Annotated in this window: 15 protein-coding genes; 7 read left to right on the top strand and 8 right to left on the bottom strand. The window is 71.2% G+C overall.

Features of this window, described 5'->3' with window-relative positions; translation table 11 throughout:
• A partial coding sequence (locus tag EPD65_RS07985) for an AAA family ATPase (protein WP_131582930.1) occupies window positions 1-1,499 on the top strand: 1,499 nt, incomplete at its 5' end.
• A 150-nt stretch (window positions 1,500-1,649) separates the two neighbouring features.
• Here the strand turns inward: EPD65_RS07985 and ilvA are convergent.
• The 4 genes from ilvA to EPD65_RS07965 are packed head-to-tail and all read right to left on the bottom strand — an operon-like array spanning window position 1,650 to window position 5,673.
• A complete protein-coding gene (gene ilvA, locus EPD65_RS07980; protein WP_131582928.1) occupies window positions 1,650-2,849 on the bottom strand; it encodes a threonine ammonia-lyase in 1,200 nt (399 codons plus the stop codon).
• Entirely contained in the window at window positions 2,846-4,156 is a 1,311-nt protein-coding gene (locus EPD65_RS07975; protein WP_131582927.1) for an AI-2E family transporter, read from the bottom strand. The genes ilvA and EPD65_RS07975 overlap by 4 nt, the downstream gene beginning before the upstream one ends.
• A gap of 31 nt (window positions 4,157-4,187) precedes the next feature.
• Entirely contained in the window at window positions 4,188-4,520 is a 333-nt protein-coding gene (locus EPD65_RS07970; RefSeq protein ID WP_131582925.1) for a YidH family protein, read from the bottom strand.
• Window positions 4,513-5,673 carry a cystathionine gamma-synthase gene (locus tag EPD65_RS07965; RefSeq protein ID WP_131582923.1) on the bottom strand — a complete coding sequence of 387 codons (1,161 nt, stop codon included), beginning with the start codon at window positions 5,671-5,673 and terminating at the stop codon, window positions 4,513-4,515. Before EPD65_RS07965 ends, EPD65_RS07970 begins: the two co-directional genes overlap by 8 nt.
• A gap of 107 nt (window positions 5,674-5,780) precedes the next feature.
• On the opposite strand from EPD65_RS07965, the gene EPD65_RS07960 reads away from it, so the two are divergent.
• From EPD65_RS07960 to EPD65_RS07950, 3 genes are read left to right on the top strand one after another with little or no spacing between them, the layout of a single operon-like run.
• Complete coding sequence (locus EPD65_RS07960) at window positions 5,781-6,860, top strand: class I SAM-dependent methyltransferase (protein ID WP_131582921.1); 1,080 nt, start codon at window positions 5,781-5,783, stop codon at window positions 6,858-6,860.
• Window positions 6,861-6,907: 47 nt separating this feature from the next.
• Window positions 6,908-7,543: a peptide-methionine (S)-S-oxide reductase MsrA gene (gene msrA, locus EPD65_RS07955; RefSeq protein ID WP_131582919.1), complete on the top strand. Its 636-nt coding sequence runs from the start codon at window positions 6,908-6,910 to the stop codon at window positions 7,541-7,543.
• Window positions 7,544-7,583: 40 nt separating this feature from the next.
• Entirely contained in the window at window positions 7,584-7,853 is a 270-nt protein-coding gene (locus EPD65_RS07950; RefSeq protein WP_131582917.1) for a hypothetical protein, read from the top strand.
• 5 nt (window positions 7,854-7,858) lie between these two features.
• Here the strand turns inward: EPD65_RS07950 and EPD65_RS07945 are convergent, their stop codons facing one another.
• A complete protein-coding gene (locus tag EPD65_RS07945) occupies window positions 7,859-8,758 on the bottom strand; it encodes an alpha/beta hydrolase fold domain-containing protein (protein ID WP_165872934.1) in 900 nt (299 codons plus the stop codon).
• Window positions 8,759-8,824: 66 nt separating this feature from the next.
• Between EPD65_RS07945 and EPD65_RS07940 the strand changes: the two genes are divergently transcribed.
• Together EPD65_RS07940 and EPD65_RS07935 are read left to right on the top strand one after the other, a co-directional pair.
• Window positions 8,825-9,301, top strand: a complete 477-nt coding sequence (locus tag EPD65_RS07940; protein WP_165872933.1) for a YchJ family protein — start codon at window positions 8,825-8,827, stop codon at window positions 9,299-9,301.
• Window positions 9,302-9,305: 4 nt separating this feature from the next.
• Entirely contained in the window at window positions 9,306-9,533 is a 228-nt protein-coding gene (locus tag EPD65_RS07935) for a DUF167 domain-containing protein (RefSeq protein ID WP_131582913.1), read from the top strand.
• 3 nt (window positions 9,534-9,536) lie between these two features.
• Here the strand turns inward: EPD65_RS07935 and EPD65_RS07930 are convergent, their stop codons facing one another.
• Window positions 9,537-10,487 carry a hypothetical protein gene (locus tag EPD65_RS07930; RefSeq protein WP_131582912.1) on the bottom strand — a complete coding sequence of 317 codons (951 nt, stop codon included), beginning with the start codon at window positions 10,485-10,487 and terminating at the stop codon, window positions 9,537-9,539.
• Window position 10,488: 1 nt separating this feature from the next.
• Window positions 10,489-11,880, bottom strand: a complete 1,392-nt coding sequence (locus EPD65_RS07925; protein ID WP_131582910.1) for a cystathionine beta-synthase — start codon at window positions 11,878-11,880, stop codon at window positions 10,489-10,491.
• 89 nt (window positions 11,881-11,969) lie between these two features.
• Here EPD65_RS07925 and EPD65_RS07920 point away from each other — a divergent pair, with 89 nt between their 5' ends.
• Window positions 11,970-12,974 (top strand): SGNH/GDSL hydrolase family protein, encoded by a 1,005-nt coding sequence (locus tag EPD65_RS07920; RefSeq protein ID WP_131582909.1) that lies wholly within the window; start codon window positions 11,970-11,972, stop codon window positions 12,972-12,974.
• Window positions 12,975-13,169: 195 nt separating this feature from the next.
• Here the strand turns inward: EPD65_RS07920 and EPD65_RS07915 are convergent, their stop codons facing one another.
• A complete protein-coding gene (locus tag EPD65_RS07915; protein ID WP_131582907.1) occupies window positions 13,170-13,985 on the bottom strand; it encodes a Bax inhibitor-1/YccA family protein in 816 nt (271 codons plus the stop codon).
• Between the last annotated feature and the right edge of the window lie 11 nt (window positions 13,986-13,996).

Below are 13,996 nucleotides of genomic sequence, written 5' to 3'. Positions count from 1 at the left end.
AGCCGTCGATCGCCGAGACGATCGAGATGCTCAAGGGCCTGCGTGACCGCTACGAGGCGCACCACCGCGTGACGATCACCGACGAGGCGCTCGTCTCCGCGGCGACCCTGGCCGACCGCTACATCTCCGACCGGTTCCTGCCGGACAAGGCGATCGACCTCATCGACGAGGCGGGCTCGCGCCTGCGGATCCGTCGCATGACCGCCCCGCCGGACCTCCGCGAGTTCGACGAGAAGATCGCCGACGTGCGCCAGCGCAAGGAAGCCGCGATCGACGGCCAGGACTTCGAGGCCGCCGCTGCCCTCCGCGACGAGGAGAAGCAGCTCATCGGCAAGAAGGCCGAGCGCGAGAAGCAGTGGCGCGCCGGCGACATGGACGTCGTCGCCGAGGTCGACGAGGAGCTCATCGCCGAGGTCCTCGCCGTCGCGACCGGCATCCCGATCGTCAAGCTGTCCGAGGAGGAGTCGACCCGACTGCTCAAGATGGAGGACGAGCTGCACAAGCGCGTCATCGGTCAGGAAGAGGCCGTCAAGGCGCTCTCCCGCGCCATCCGTCGTACGCGTGCCGGCCTGAAGGACCCGAAGCGCCCCGGCGGTTCGTTCATCTTCGCCGGCCCGTCGGGCGTCGGTAAGACGTGGCTGTCGAAGACGCTGGCCGAGTTCCTCTTCGGTGACGAGGACGCGCTCATCCAGCTCGACATGTCGGAGTTCTCCGAGAAGCACACGGTCTCGCGCCTCTTCGGCTCGCCTCCGGGCTACGTCGGCTACGAAGAGGGTGGCCAGCTCACCGAGAAGGTGCGCCGCAAGCCGTTCTCCGTCGTCCTCTTCGACGAGGTGGAGAAGGCCCACCCGGACATCTTCAACTCGCTGCTGCAGATCCTCGAGGAAGGTCGCCTGACCGACTCGCAGGGCCGTGTCGTCGACTTCAAGAACACCGTGATCATCATGACCACGAACCTTGGTTCGCGCGACATCAGCAAGGGAGTCAGCCTCGGCTTCCAGCAGGGCGCCGACACCGCTGGCTCCTACGACCGGATGAAGGCGAAGGTCTCGGAGGAGCTCAAGCAGCACTTCCGTCCCGAGTTCCTCAACCGTGTCGACGAGGTCATCGTGTTCCCGCCGCTGACGCAGGAGCAGATCATCGCGATGGTCGACAACATGATCGCGTCGGTCGAGAAGCGCCTGAAGGACCGCGACATGGGCATCGAGCTCACGCCGGCCGCGAAGGAGCTGCTCGCCAAGCGCGGCTTCGACCCGGTCCTGGGCGCGCGCCCGCTGCGTCGTACGGTCCAGCGCGAGATCGAGGACATCCTCGCCGAGAAGCTGCTCTTCGGTGAGATCGGTGCCGGGCAGATCGTCCTGGTCGACGTCGAGGGTGAGGGTCCGACCGCGACGTTCACCTTCGTCGGCCAGAAGGTCTCGGCCGTCCCGGACGTCCCCCCGCTGGAGACCACGGCGGACGGCCCGGCTGCCGAGCACCCGGAGACCGACGCGAGCTGATTCGCTCACTGATGACGGCCCCGTTCCCGCAAGGGAGCGGGGCCGTTGCCGTTTCTGCCTGACTGCCGAGACGAGGCCCGTGCCGCGCCGAGACGGGCCCTGTGCCGGGCACAAGCCTCGTCTCGGCGCGGCACAGGCCCCGTCTCGGCGTCAGAGGACCTTGTAGCCGAGCTCGCGCAGGCGGGCGATCAGCGCCTCCGCGTGCGGCGTGCCGCGGGTCTCGCACTCGATCCGCACCTCGACCTCGTCGAGCCGCAGCGACGACGAGGTGCGGTCGTGACCGATCGTGCGGATGTTGGCCTGGGCCGCGGCGATCTCGGTGAGCAGCGCGTTGAGCGCCCCCGGGACATCGGGCAGCGAGACCGCGAGGTTCAGGAAGCGGCCGGCTGACGCGAGGCCATGCCGGATCACCTTGCCGAGCAGCAGCGGGTCGATGTTGCCGCCCGAGAGCAGCGCGACGATCGGGCCGGAGAAGGCATCGGGGTGCTCGACCAGCGCCGCGACCGCGGCGGCTCCGGCTGGTTCGACCACCATCTTGGCGCGCTCCACGAGGCTGAGCAGCGCCTGCGAGAGCGACTCCTCCGACACGCTGAGGACGTCATCGACGTGGTCGCGGATCAGCGCCAGCGGCACCTCACCCGGGCGGCCGACAGCGATGCCGTCGGCCATCGTGTTCATCGCCTCGAGCGCCACGGGTGCACCCGCGTCGAGCGACGGCGCGATCGCCGAGGCACCCTCGGCCTGCACCGCCACCACGCGTACGTCGGGGCGCAGCGACTTCACGGCCAGCGCGACGCCGGCGACCAGACCGCCACCACCGGCCGGCACCAGGATCGTCGCTGCGTCGGGCACCTGCTCGAGCATCTCCAGCCCGACGGTCCCCTGGCCGACGACCACGTCGGCGTGGTCGAACGGGTGGATGAAGGTGGCGCCGGTCCGTGCGGCGTACGCGAGCGCCTCGCGGAGCGCGTCGTCGAAGTAGCGGCCGGCGAAGACCACCTCCGCGCCGTACGCCCGGGTCGCGCGCTCCTTCGGGATCGGGGCGCCCTCGGGCATGAACACCGTCGCCGGGATGCCGAGCTGCTGCGCAGCCAGGGCCACACCCTGGGCGTGGTTGCCGGCGCTCGCCGCGACGACACCGGCGGCCCGCTCCTCAGCCGACAGGCGCGCGATGCGCACGAAGGCGCCGCGGAGCTTGAAGGAGCCCGTGCGCTGGAGGTTCTCGCACTTGAGGTGGACCTGCTGGCCGGTCAGGTCCGAGAGCCAGCGCGACTCGACGACCGGCGTACGGACGGCCGTGCCCGCGAGGATGTCCCGGGCAGCCTCGACGTCGGCGAGCGTCAGGCTCACGGAGCCCCTCCTGCCGGTCCCTCGATGGCATGCACCTGCGCGGCGTACTCCGGATCGGCGAGGCGGCCGAGGTGGGCCACCACCGCGTTGGCGACGGCGGCGAGCGGCACCGCGATCAGTGCGCCCGCAGGGCCGGCCAGGATCACGCCCGCGCCGATCGCGACGATGACGCCGAGCGGGTGGACGGAGACGAAGCGGCCCAGCACGAGCGGCTGCAGCACGTGCGCCTCGACCTCCTGAACGCCGACGACGACGGCGAGCATGATCAGCGCCTTCACGGGCCCGACGGTGACGAGCGCGACGAGCGTGGCGACCAGTCCGGCGAGCGTGGCACCGACCATCGGCACGAAGGCGCCAAGGAAGACGAGGACGCCGATCGGCAGCACCAGTGGTACGCCGAGGGCGAGCGCGCCGATCATGATGCCGCCCGCGTCGACGAGGGCGACGATTACCGTCGCGCGGACGAACTGCGTGAGCGAGACCCAGGCGACCCGACCCGAGGAGTCGGCCGCCTCGCGGGCAGCGCGCGGGAAGATCCGGACCAGCCAGGCCCAGATCCGGTGCCCGTCGGCGAGGAAGAAGTACGTCGCGAACAGGACGATGAACATGCCGGCGACGACGTGGCCGACGGCCGTCGTCCACTCGGTGACCTGACCGATCTGGATGTGCTTGGAGCGCTCGGTGATCGTCTTCTGGGCAGACGCGATCCAGTCGTTGATCTGGGAGTCGCTGGCGTCAATCGGGCCGGTCTGCAACCAGCGGCGGATCTCGCCGAGACCGCCGGCGACCTGGTCCGCGAGGTCGCTTGCGCCGGCGGCAACCTGGTTGCCGACAAAGGTGAGCAGACCCACCACGAGGGCCAGGCCGAAGAGGACCGTCACGCCTGCCGAGAGCCCGCGGGGGATGCCGAGACGGGCCAGCAGCCGGACGAGCGGAGTGGCGAGCGCACTGATCAGCAGCGCGATGACGAGCGGGATCGTGAGCACGCGGAAGTGCCAGATCGCCGCGGCGACACCGCCGGAGGCGATGGCGATGACGATGAGGCGCCAGGACCACGCGGCGGCGAGGTCGAGGCCCCACGGGACCTGCGCGCGGCTGAAGTTCGACGGGCCGGTGCGGATCGGCTCGACGTCGTTGCGGCGCTCGGCACGCAGCTGCGCCCACTGCTGGGCGAGCAGGTGCGTGATCTTCTCGGTGCGGCTCTCGTCGGACTCCGCCTGTGCCTCGGTGTCCGTCGACGCGTCTGCCTGGGTCGCGGAGAGCGGTGCCTTGTGGGCGGGCTCGTCGCTCGGGTGCTCGTCCTTCACGCTCGTCAGGCTAGGGCATCGGTGGGCGCGCTCAGAGCAGCGCGGAAGCGAGCGCCGCGACAACCGCGACGACCACTGCTGCGGCAAGGATCGGAGCCATCACCAACGGCCCGATCCGGCCGCCGACCTCGATCGCGCGCTCGGCCGCGCGGTAGCGCCACCAGCCCAGGACGGCGCAGCACCCGCCGCCGGCCAGCAGCACCACCCCGAGCAGCCAGACCGCGAGGTCGCGGTCGAGCAGATGCAGCACCGCGACGCCGGCGCCGAGCATCCCGAGCGCGGTGCGCTGCCAGGCCAGGAAGGTCCGCTCGTTGGCCAGCGAGAAGCGGACGTCCGGCGCCCCGGGTCCCGGCTGCTCAGCCAAGTGCCTGCTCCAGGTCGGCGAGCAGGTCGTCGACGGTCTCGATGCCGACGCTGAGCCGGACCAGGTCAGCAGGCACTTCGAGAGCCGTGCCGGCCACCGACGCGTGCGTCATCCGGCCCGGGTGCTCGATCAGCGACTCGACGCCGCCGAGGGACTCACCGAGCGTGAACACATGGGTGCTCTCGCAGACCCGCAGGGCCGCCTGCTCTCCCCCGTTGACCCGGAAGCTGACCATGCCTCCGAAGCGCTTCATCTGCTTGCCCGCGACCTCGTGGCCCGGGTGCGTCTCCAGGCCCGGGTAGATGACCGTGCCGACGGCCGGGTGACTGCAGAGGAAGTCGACGACCCGCTCCGCGTTGTCGCAGTGCCGGTCCATCCGTACGCCGAGCGTCTTCAGGCCGCGGTGGGTCAGGAAGCTGTCGAACGGCCCCGCAACGGCACCCATCGCGTTCTGGTGGAAGCCGATCCGCTCCGCGACCTCGAGGTCGCGCACGACCACCGCACCGCCGACGACGTCGCTGTGCCCGCCGACGTACTTGGTGGTGGAGTGGACGACGACGTCCGCACCGAGGGTCAACGGCTGCTGGAGGTACGGCGAGGCGAAGGTGTTGTCGACGACGAGCAGCGCGCCCGCGTCATGGGCGACGGCGGCCAGTGCCTCGATGTCTCCGATGCTGAGCAGCGGGTTGGTCGGCGTCTCGACCCAGACGAGCGCCGTCTCCCCCGGCCGGATCGCCGCGCGGACCGCGTCGACGTCGGCGAGATGGGCCGGCGTGTGCGCGAGGCCCCACGGGCGCGCGACCTTGTCGAAGAGGCGGAACGTGCCGCCGTACGCGTCGTCGGGGATGACGGCGTGGGCACCGGGGCTGGTCAGCGCCCGCAGGATCGTGTCCTCGGCCGCGAGCCCGGAGGCGAACGCAAAGCCGCGCTCCCCCTGCTCGACCGCCGCGAGGGCACCCTCCAGCGCGGTGCGGGTCGGGTTGGCCGAGCGGCTGTACTCGTAGCCGCCGCGCAGCCCGCCGACGCCGTCCTGCTTGTAGGTGCTGGTCGCGTAGATCGGCGGGATGACCGCACCGGTCGTGGGGTCCGGCTCGTAGCCGCCGTGGATCGCCCGGGTCTCGAACCCGGCCTTCTGGGTGTGGTCCTGGCTCACGTTCGCGAGCCTAGACCCGGGGCCCACCGGAGCAGGTGATGCCGGAGCCGTCCCCAGTCCTCGACGGTTCCGCTTCCACCCGCGGCGGCACGGCGCGACAGTGGAGCATGGATGCCACACACCAGACCACGGACGAGGTCGCCGAGCGTCTCTTCGGATCGCTGCTGGGCATGCTGGAGGTCCTCTCCGCATTCCTCGGCGACCGGCTCGGCTGGTACCGCAGCCTTGCGAACGACGGTCCCGCGACCGCCCCCGAGCTCGCCGCCCGCACGGGTACCGCCCCGCGCTACGCCCGCGAGTGGCTCGAGCAGCAGGCGGTCTGCGGCCTGCTCACGGTGGAGCGCGACGGCGAGCCCGACGAGCGCGTCTTCTCAATCCCCGCGGCGGTGGCCGAGGTGATGACCGATGCCAGCTCGCTGGCCTACATCGCCCCCGTGACCCGCCTGTTCGGCGCGGTGGGTCCGCTGCTGCCCGACCTCCTCAACGCCTACCGGAGCGGTGGCGGCGTCAGCTGGTCGCAGCTCGGAGCCGAGGCACGCGAGGCCCAGGGCGACCAGAACCGGCCGTGGTTCTCCGGCCCGCTCGGCGACGCGCTCGCCGGCGTTCCCGCGGTGCACGACGTGCTGAGCCAGCTCCGGGCGCGTGTGCTCGACGTGGGCTGTGGTGTCGGCTGGTCGACGATCGGCCTCGCACGCGCCTATCCCGAGGCGACCTTCGTGGGCGTGGACATCGACCCGCCGACGGTCGCTCTCGCCCAGCAGAACGTCGCGGAGGCCGGGCTCGCCGACCGGGTCCGGATCGTCTGCGCGGACGCCGACTCGCTCGACGCGCTCGGCAGCTTCGACATGGCGTTCGCCTTCGAGTGCGTGCACGACATGCCCCGCCCCGTCGAGGTGCTGGCGGCAGCACGCAAGGCCCTCCTGCCGGGCGGTTCGCTCGTCGTCATGGACGAGGCCGTCGCAGAGGCGTTCGCGCCGCTCGGCGACGAGATCGAGCGGGTGATGTACGGCTTCAGCCTGCTGGTCTGCCTGCCCGACAGCATGTGCGGCGACCCGACGGTCGCGACGGGCACGGTGATGCGTCCCGCCACCCTCCAGTCGTACGCCGAAGCGGCCGGCTTCTCGTCGTTCGCGGTGCTGCCGATCGAGGGCTTCAGCTTCTTCCGCTTCTACCGGCTCAGCGACTGACGGGCTTGCCGCCCCCGGGCACAATGGAGGGGCCTGAAGGAGGCCCGATGTTCTTCAAGAAGACCGAGATGGTGTCGCCCGACCACGCCCTGCCGGGGCGCCCCTCCCAGCCGTTCCAGCTCGCCGAGAAGCACCTCGTGCTCGGCTCGCCGCTCGTCACCGACGACGTGCCGCAAGGCCTCGACGTCGCCCTCTTCGGGCTCGGCTGCTTCTGGGGTGCCGAGGAGATCTTCTGGCGCATCCCCGGCGTCTGGTCCACCTCCGTCGGGTACGCCGGCGGCACGACGCCGCACCCGTCGTACGAAGAGGTCTGCTCCGGCATGACCGGCCACACCGAGGCCGTCCGGGTGGTCTTCGACCCCGACGTCGTGTCGTACGCCGACCTGGTGCGCGCCTTCTACGAGGTGCACGACCCGACCCAGGGCTACCGCCAGGGCAACGACGTCGGCACGCAGTACCGCTCCGCGATCTACTTCGACTCTCCTGAGCAGGAGGCTGTCGCGCGCGAGATCACCACGGGCTACGGGCCGGTGCTCGCGCGTGCGGGCTATGGCGCGATCACGACCGAGATCAAGCCGACCCCGACGTACTACTACGCCGAGGACTACCACCAGCAGTACCTCTACAAGAACCCCAACGGCTACCGCTGCCACTCGGCCACGGGCGTCAAGGTCCCTGACTGATATCTCAGCGGTCTTGATCGGAGAGCGCTAGCGTCGCGCCATGGAGCAGGCTGCGACCCGCCCGTCGTTCGGCGGAGGACTTCTCGCGGGGTTCGCGCTGCCCGCCATCGTGTCGATCGTGTCGGACGGCCTGGAGTTCTTCGAACCGCGGGGGCTCGGGACGGCGCTCCTCGTGGCACTGGTCGCCGTCGGCTGCCTGGTCTTCAGCAACGCGCGTCTGTTCGCGCTCGGTGCCCTGCTCGGCGCCGGCGCGTACTACCCGTTCGCGCTCGTCTGGGCTGCCGGTCACGGCATGTCACTCGGCGGCTGAGCCCGTCAGCCGTTGACGAACGCCGCGAGCCGCTTCAACGCACCACGCGCCTCGGTCACGGGCAGGATCGGGTACACGTGCAGCAGCCCATGCCCGACCTCGAAGACGACCGGCCACCCGACGGCAGCAGCCCGCGCGGCGAGGGCCTCGGCGCCGGCGTACAGCATGTCGTGGGTGCCGCAGAGCAGCATCGCGGGCGGCAGGTCGGTCAGGTCGCCCAGCGCGGGCGACACCTCGGTGCGGACCAGGTCTGCCTCGGAGCCGGCCCAGAAGAGCGCGTAGGTGTCGTGGTTCTCGATCGAGAGCCACGGGTCGCGCTCCGCCGCTTCCTCCGTGCCGGGCGCCGAACGGGTGAGGTCGGCCCACGGTGCGATCAGGATCAGCTTCGTCGGCTGCGCGGTCGCCCCGCCGGAGCGGACCAGGTCGCGCACCCCGAGGGCGACGGCGAGCGCCATGCCACCGCCGGCCGAGTCGCCGGAGAGCACGACCTCCCCGTCCGCGCACAGCCCCGCGACGTACGCCGTCAGGGCCGGCACCGAGTCACGCCAGGTGTGCTCCGGCGCCAGCGGGTACGCCGGCACCACGAGCCGCGCCGCCGTGCGCCGGGCCAGTGCCGCCGCGAACTTCCACTGCCGCACGTGCGCCGTCGCGGTGAACGATCCGCCGTGCAGGTGCACCAGCGTCCGGGCGAACGAACCACCGCGCGGCGTCGCGACGTACACCGGAAAACCGATGTCCTCGACGGTCACGTCGAAGTGCTTCGCGAGCCAGGCCGGTGGCGTGGTCTGGCGCGTGCGGTTCTTGGCCACCAGCGAGGCGCGGAGCCGCTCCGGGTCGGTGATGACCACCGCCGGGTTGAGGCGCGGGAGGGCGAAGGCGACGATGCGGTGGGTCAGGCTGGGCACCCTGCGACGGTAGCCGCCCGGCGCGCGGGTGTGACGACTGCCTCCCGCAGCCCTAGGGTGGCCGTGATGGAGTTCACCGGCTACCCCCGCCTCTGCCCCTGCGGCACGGGGTCCAACTACGGCGTGTGCTGCGGTCGTCTGATCAGCGGCGCCGCCCAGGCGCGCACCGCGGAAGAGCTGATGCGGTCGCGCTACTCGGCGTACGCACTGGGCGAGCTGGACCACGTCTTCCGCACGTGGCACCCCCGCACGCGACCGGATGACGTCAGCCCGGGTCGCGGCGTGGAGTTCATCGGCCTCACCATCCACGACATCGTCGCTGGCGGTCCCGACGACGACCTTGGCGTCGTCGAGTTCACCGCCCGCATGCGTACGCCGGAGGGGGTCGACGAGATGCGCGAGCGGAGCCGCTTCAGCCGCCGCGCCGGCCGCTGGATGTACGTCGACGGCAACGTGCCCGACGTCGCCGCCTCGGACGACACCCCGGCACCGCCCACGATCGAGCTGCCCGTCCACCGCAGCAGCCACCGCGGCCAGGCCTGAGCCCGTGCCGCGCTACGGCGTGACGGTGAAGCCCGGCTCGAAGAAGGGCCCTCTCGTCGAGGTCGCCGACGACGGATCGTTGACCCTCTTCGTGCGCGAGCGGGCCGTCGACGGGGCCGCCAACGACGGCGTGATCAAGCTCCTGAGCGATCACTTCGGGGTGCCGAAGTCACGCATCACGATCCTGCGCGGCCACACCAGCCGGTCGAAGCTCGTCGACGTGGACGCGTGACGCTCAGAGCAGCTCGCCCAGGATCGTCGTGCGCCGGGCCTCCAGCTCGGCCAGCCGCGCGTCCACGGAGCTGATCTCCTCGTCGATCGGCTTCAGCAGGGCGGCGACCCGCGGCAGCACGTGCCGCACCGTGTCGTGCGAGTCGACGATCCGCGAGCGCATCGCGAAGTCCGAGAAGATGTTGTCGAAGAGCGTGTCGAAGACCTTCTCGCCGAGCGACGCCTCGAGCTTGAGCGCCGCCTGTGACCCGATGTCGGCGAGCTCCCGCTGGAGCGTGGCGAGCGCGCGCTGCGCGGCACCGATCGCGCGCGTGGCCTCGTCGACCCGGTCGTACTTCACCATGTCGGTGAAGAGCCCACCGCCCATGAACGTGTCCCAGTTGGACCAGCTGCGGGCGCTTCCGAGCAGCTGCTCGGCATCGGCGAGCGCCCGACGCGCATCCACCGCCGCCACGGCGGCCTCGCGCAGCTCCTCGAGGTGAGCCGCGAGCGCTCCCCGCTCCTCGGCGATGCCCGCGAGCTCGGCCCCCGACCGCGCACCGGTCGCAGCCAGGAACTCCTCCTTCGCCACCACCGCCGCCTCCAGCTCGGCATCCACCTCGCGGTACGCCGAGAGCTGCTGGTTGAGCCGGAACACGTCGGCGTCGAGCGCCGCGTGACGCCCGTGGGCCTCGGCAGCGAGGTACGACGCCCGGTCGCGCTCGGCCCGTTCGCGGGCGAGGGCGCTGTCGCGCTGCAGGGTGAGCGCGGCCCAGATCCGCGACGGCGACACCGTCTCGAGCCGCGTGACGTCGGCCTGCTCGGCGACCAGGTCCTCCGCGGAGGCATCGGCCGCCTGCCGTGCCTCGTCACGGGCGGCAACAACGGCGGCGACGCGCTCCCGCAGCCGGTCACGTTCGGCGATCCGGCGCAGGGCGTCCTCGAGCCGGGCCGCGACTTCGTCAGCCGATGCCACGTCAGCCCCGCGCGATGTAGGCGAGGAGGTCCTGCCGGGTGACCACCCCGACCGGCTTGCCGTCCTCCTGCACGAGCAGCGCGTCGGCGTGCTCGAGTGCGGCGACCGCCTCCGAGGCAGCGGCCGTCGAGCCGATCGTCGGCAAGGCCGCCGACATGTGCTTCTCGACGGAGTCGGTCAGCCGGGCGGTTCCGCCGAAGAGCGCGTCGAGCAGCGTCCGCTCGGAGACCGAACCGGCCACCTCCGCAGCCACCACGGGAGGCTCGGCGCGGACGACGGGCATCTGCGAGACGCCGTACTCACGCAGGATGTGGACCGCGTCGGCGATCGTCTCGGTCGGGTGGGTGTGGACCAGGTCGGGCAGCTGTCCGGACTTGCCGCGCAGCACCTCACCGACCGTCTTCTCCGCCGCCTCCTCGCTGCCGGTCGGGAAGCCGTACGACGCGAGCCACTCGTCGTTGAAGACCTTGGTCAGGTAGCCACGTCCCGAGTCGGGCAGCAGGACGACGATGACCGCATCGGTCCGGCCCTCGGCCGCCAGCTCCTCGGCCAGCTGCTTCGCTGCGTACGCCGCCATGCCCGACGAGCCGCCGACCAGCAGGGCGTCCTCGCGCGCGAGCCGCCGCGTGAAGGCGAACGAGTCCGCGTCGCTGACCTCGATGATCCGGTCCGCGATCGCGCGGTCGTACGTCTCGGGCCAGAAGTCCTCGCCGACGCCCTCGACCAGGTAGGGACGACCCGTGCCGCCGGAGTAGACCGAGCCCTCGGGGTCGGCGCCGACGACCTGCACGGCGGGGTTCTGTTCCTTGAGGTAACGACCGATGCCGCTGATCGTGCCGCCGGTGCCCACGCCGGCGACGAAGTGCGTGATCTTCCCGTCCGTCTGCCGCCAGATCTCGGGGCCGGTCGTCTCGTAGTGGGACCGCGGGTTGTGCGGGTTGGAGTACTGGTCCGGCTTCCAGGCGCCGGGCTGGCTCGCGAGCCGGTCCGAGACGTTGTAGTAGGAGTCCGGGTGCTCCGGGGCCACGGCGGTCGGGCAGACGACCACCTCCGCGCCGTACGCCTTGAGGACGTTGCGCTTGTCCTCGCTGACCTTGTCGGGGCAGACGAAGACGCAGTGGTAGCCCTTCTGCTGGGCCACCATCGCCAGCCCGACGCCGGTGTTGCCGGAGGTCGGCTCGACGATCGTGCCGCCCGGCTTGAGCGCTCCGGAGGCTTCGGCGGCCTCGATCATCCGGGTCGCGATGCGGTCCTTCACGGAGCCGCCGGGGTTGAGGTATTCGACCTTGGCCAGGACGAGCGGGCCGGTGGTGCCGACCGCGTCAAGGGAGGCATTGAGCTTGACCAGCGGGGTGTTGCCGATCAGGTCCAGGAGCGAGTTCGCGTAGTCCACGTCCGTCAGGCTAGACCTGGGTGGAAGGGGCGGGAGGGAGACCGACCGAAGACCTGAGTGGAGAGACCCTGTCACCTACAGTGGTGGACATGTCCAGGACCGAAACCGTGCGCAAGGTGGCCTCTGCAGCCGCCGTCGGCGGCGGCAGCGTGTCTGCGCTCGGTCTTGGGCTGTACGGCGTCATGCGCGCCGAGGCACTGATCGCCCGCCGGGCCATCGGGGACCCGCTCGACGAGCCGCCCCCCAACGCCTCGGGCTGGTACGGCCGGAAGCGTCCCGGCCCGGCGATCCGCATCGCCCTGCTCGGCGACTCCGCAGCGGCCGGCTACGGCGTCGACGACGTCGAGGAGACGCCCGGCGCCCACCTCGCCTCGGGCATCACGGCCGCGGCCGACCGCCGGGTCTATCTCGGCTGCTTCGCGGTCGTCGGCGCACAGACCGAGAACCTGATGGACCAGGTCGACCGGGCGCTGCTCATCGAGCCCGAGCTCGTCATCATCTCCATCGGCGCCAACGACGTGACCCACGGCGTCCTGCCGGGCACGTCGACGATGCACCTCGACCTCTGCCTGGGGCGCCTGCGCAACGCCGGCATCGAGGTCGTCATGGGCACCTGCCCCGACCTCGGCACGGTCCGCCCGATCAACCCGCCCCTGCGCCAGTGGGCCCGGATGATGTCCCGACGGATGGCGAAGGCCCAGGCGATCTCGATCGTCGAGGCCGGCGGCCGCTCCGTGTCGCTCGGCAACATGCTCGGCCCGGAGTTCGAGGCGCGCCCGACCGACCTGTTCGGCCCGGACCGCTTCCACCCGTCGGCTGCCGGCTATGCGGCCCTCGCGGGCGCCCTGCTGCCGTCCGCGCTGGCCGCGCTGGGTCTCGGCCCGGTCGACGACACCCCGCAGGCAGCGCGCGGCGAGGGCGTCCGGTCGCTCACCCGCGCAGCCTCCGAGGCTGCCCGTACGCCGGGCACCGAGCTCGACGGCACGCGCGAGCCCGCCCGCGGCGTACGGGGCCTGCTCGTCGAGCTGCGCCACCGCCGTCGCGAGCCGCAGGTCGCGGTCGAGAAGCCGTCGGCCGAGCTCGAGCCCGCCTGAACGAGTCCGCGGCGAGCTGACGGCAGAGCCGCCGCCGGTGCGGTGCGCCTGTGGCGCATCCATTGCGCCATGGACGCACCACACATCACCGCGCTCACCCCGCAGACGCACGAAGCCCCCGTTCCGAAGAACGGGGGCTTCGCGGATTCCGTGCGGGCTGCTCGTCCGTGGTCGAGCTCGCGCGGAACCTGGACGTCAGTCCTGGTTGAGGATCGCGAGGATCCGCAGCAGGTTGGTGTAGATCCAGACGAGGCTGACGGTGAGGCCGAAGGCCGCACGCCACGACTCGCGCTCGTCGAGACCGTAGGCGATGCCCTTCTCGATGAAGTCGAAGTCGAGGATCAGCATGAAGACGCCCATGACCAGACCGGCGACGGCAAACAGCAGGGCCGCGGGGCCCATGCCGAAGAGGCCGATGCCGTTGCCGAAGAGGCCGAGGACGACCTCGAGCAGGCTGAGCGCGACCATGCCGAACATGACAGCGACGACGCCCTTGCGGAACTTGTCGCTGACGTTGATGTTCAGGAACTTGTACGCCGCCAGCGTGCCGGCGAACGCCGCGAAGGTGCCGAGGACCGCCTGCATGACGATGCCCTCGCCGATGAAGACGCCGACGGTCTTGCTGATGGCGCCGACCGCGACACCCTCAGCCGCCGCGAACGCGACGACCAGCGCCGGGCTGATCACCTTCTTGAAGGAGTTGACCATCGACAGGACGAAAGCCAGGCCACCGCCGATGATCGACGCGGCGTACAGCTTGTTGTAGTTGTCCAGGCCGTTGATGTCGCCGGTCAGGACCCACGTCGCAGCCGCGGCGAGCACGACGACGACGAGCGAGATGCCCGTCGACTGGACGACCGAGTCGATCGACATGCGGCGCCCGGCGGGCGCGTAGGTGCCACCGACGACCTCGCCGGGGACGTAGCCCTGCTGCGGGTAGGCCGTCTGGCCGTAACCACCGCGACCGTTGAACTCGGCGCTGTTGTTGAAGACCGGGTTGTTGCTCCTCATCGAGGTCCCTC

The organism is Nocardioides jejuensis, assembly GCF_004337475.1.
Classification (GTDB): domain Bacteria; phylum Actinomycetota; class Actinomycetes; order Propionibacteriales; family Nocardioidaceae; genus Nocardioides; species Nocardioides jejuensis.
Note: the sequence above shows the minus strand (reverse complement) of the source record. Positions and strands in the feature narration are given on the sequence as shown.

Excerpts from the sequence above, each read along its gene's own strand:
- EPD65_RS07960 (WP_131582921.1), top strand. The coding sequence starts at position 5,781 with ATGGATGCCACACACCAGACCACGGACGAGGTCGCCGAGCGTCTCTTC.
- msrA (WP_131582919.1), top strand. The coding sequence starts at position 6,908 with ATGTTCTTCAAGAAGACCGAGATGGTGTCGCCCGACCACGCCCTGCCG.
- EPD65_RS07950 (WP_131582917.1), top strand. The coding sequence starts at position 7,584 with ATGGAGCAGGCTGCGACCCGCCCGTCGTTCGGCGGAGGACTTCTCGCG.
- EPD65_RS07940 (WP_165872933.1), top strand. The coding sequence starts at position 8,825 with ATGGAGTTCACCGGCTACCCCCGCCTCTGCCCCTGCGGCACGGGGTCC.
- EPD65_RS07920 (WP_131582909.1), top strand. The coding sequence starts at position 11,970 with ATGTCCAGGACCGAAACCGTGCGCAAGGTGGCCTCTGCAGCCGCCGTC.
- EPD65_RS07915 (WP_131582907.1), bottom strand. The coding sequence starts at position 13,985 with ATGAGGAGCAACAACCCGGTCTTCAACAACAGCGCCGAGTTCAACGGT.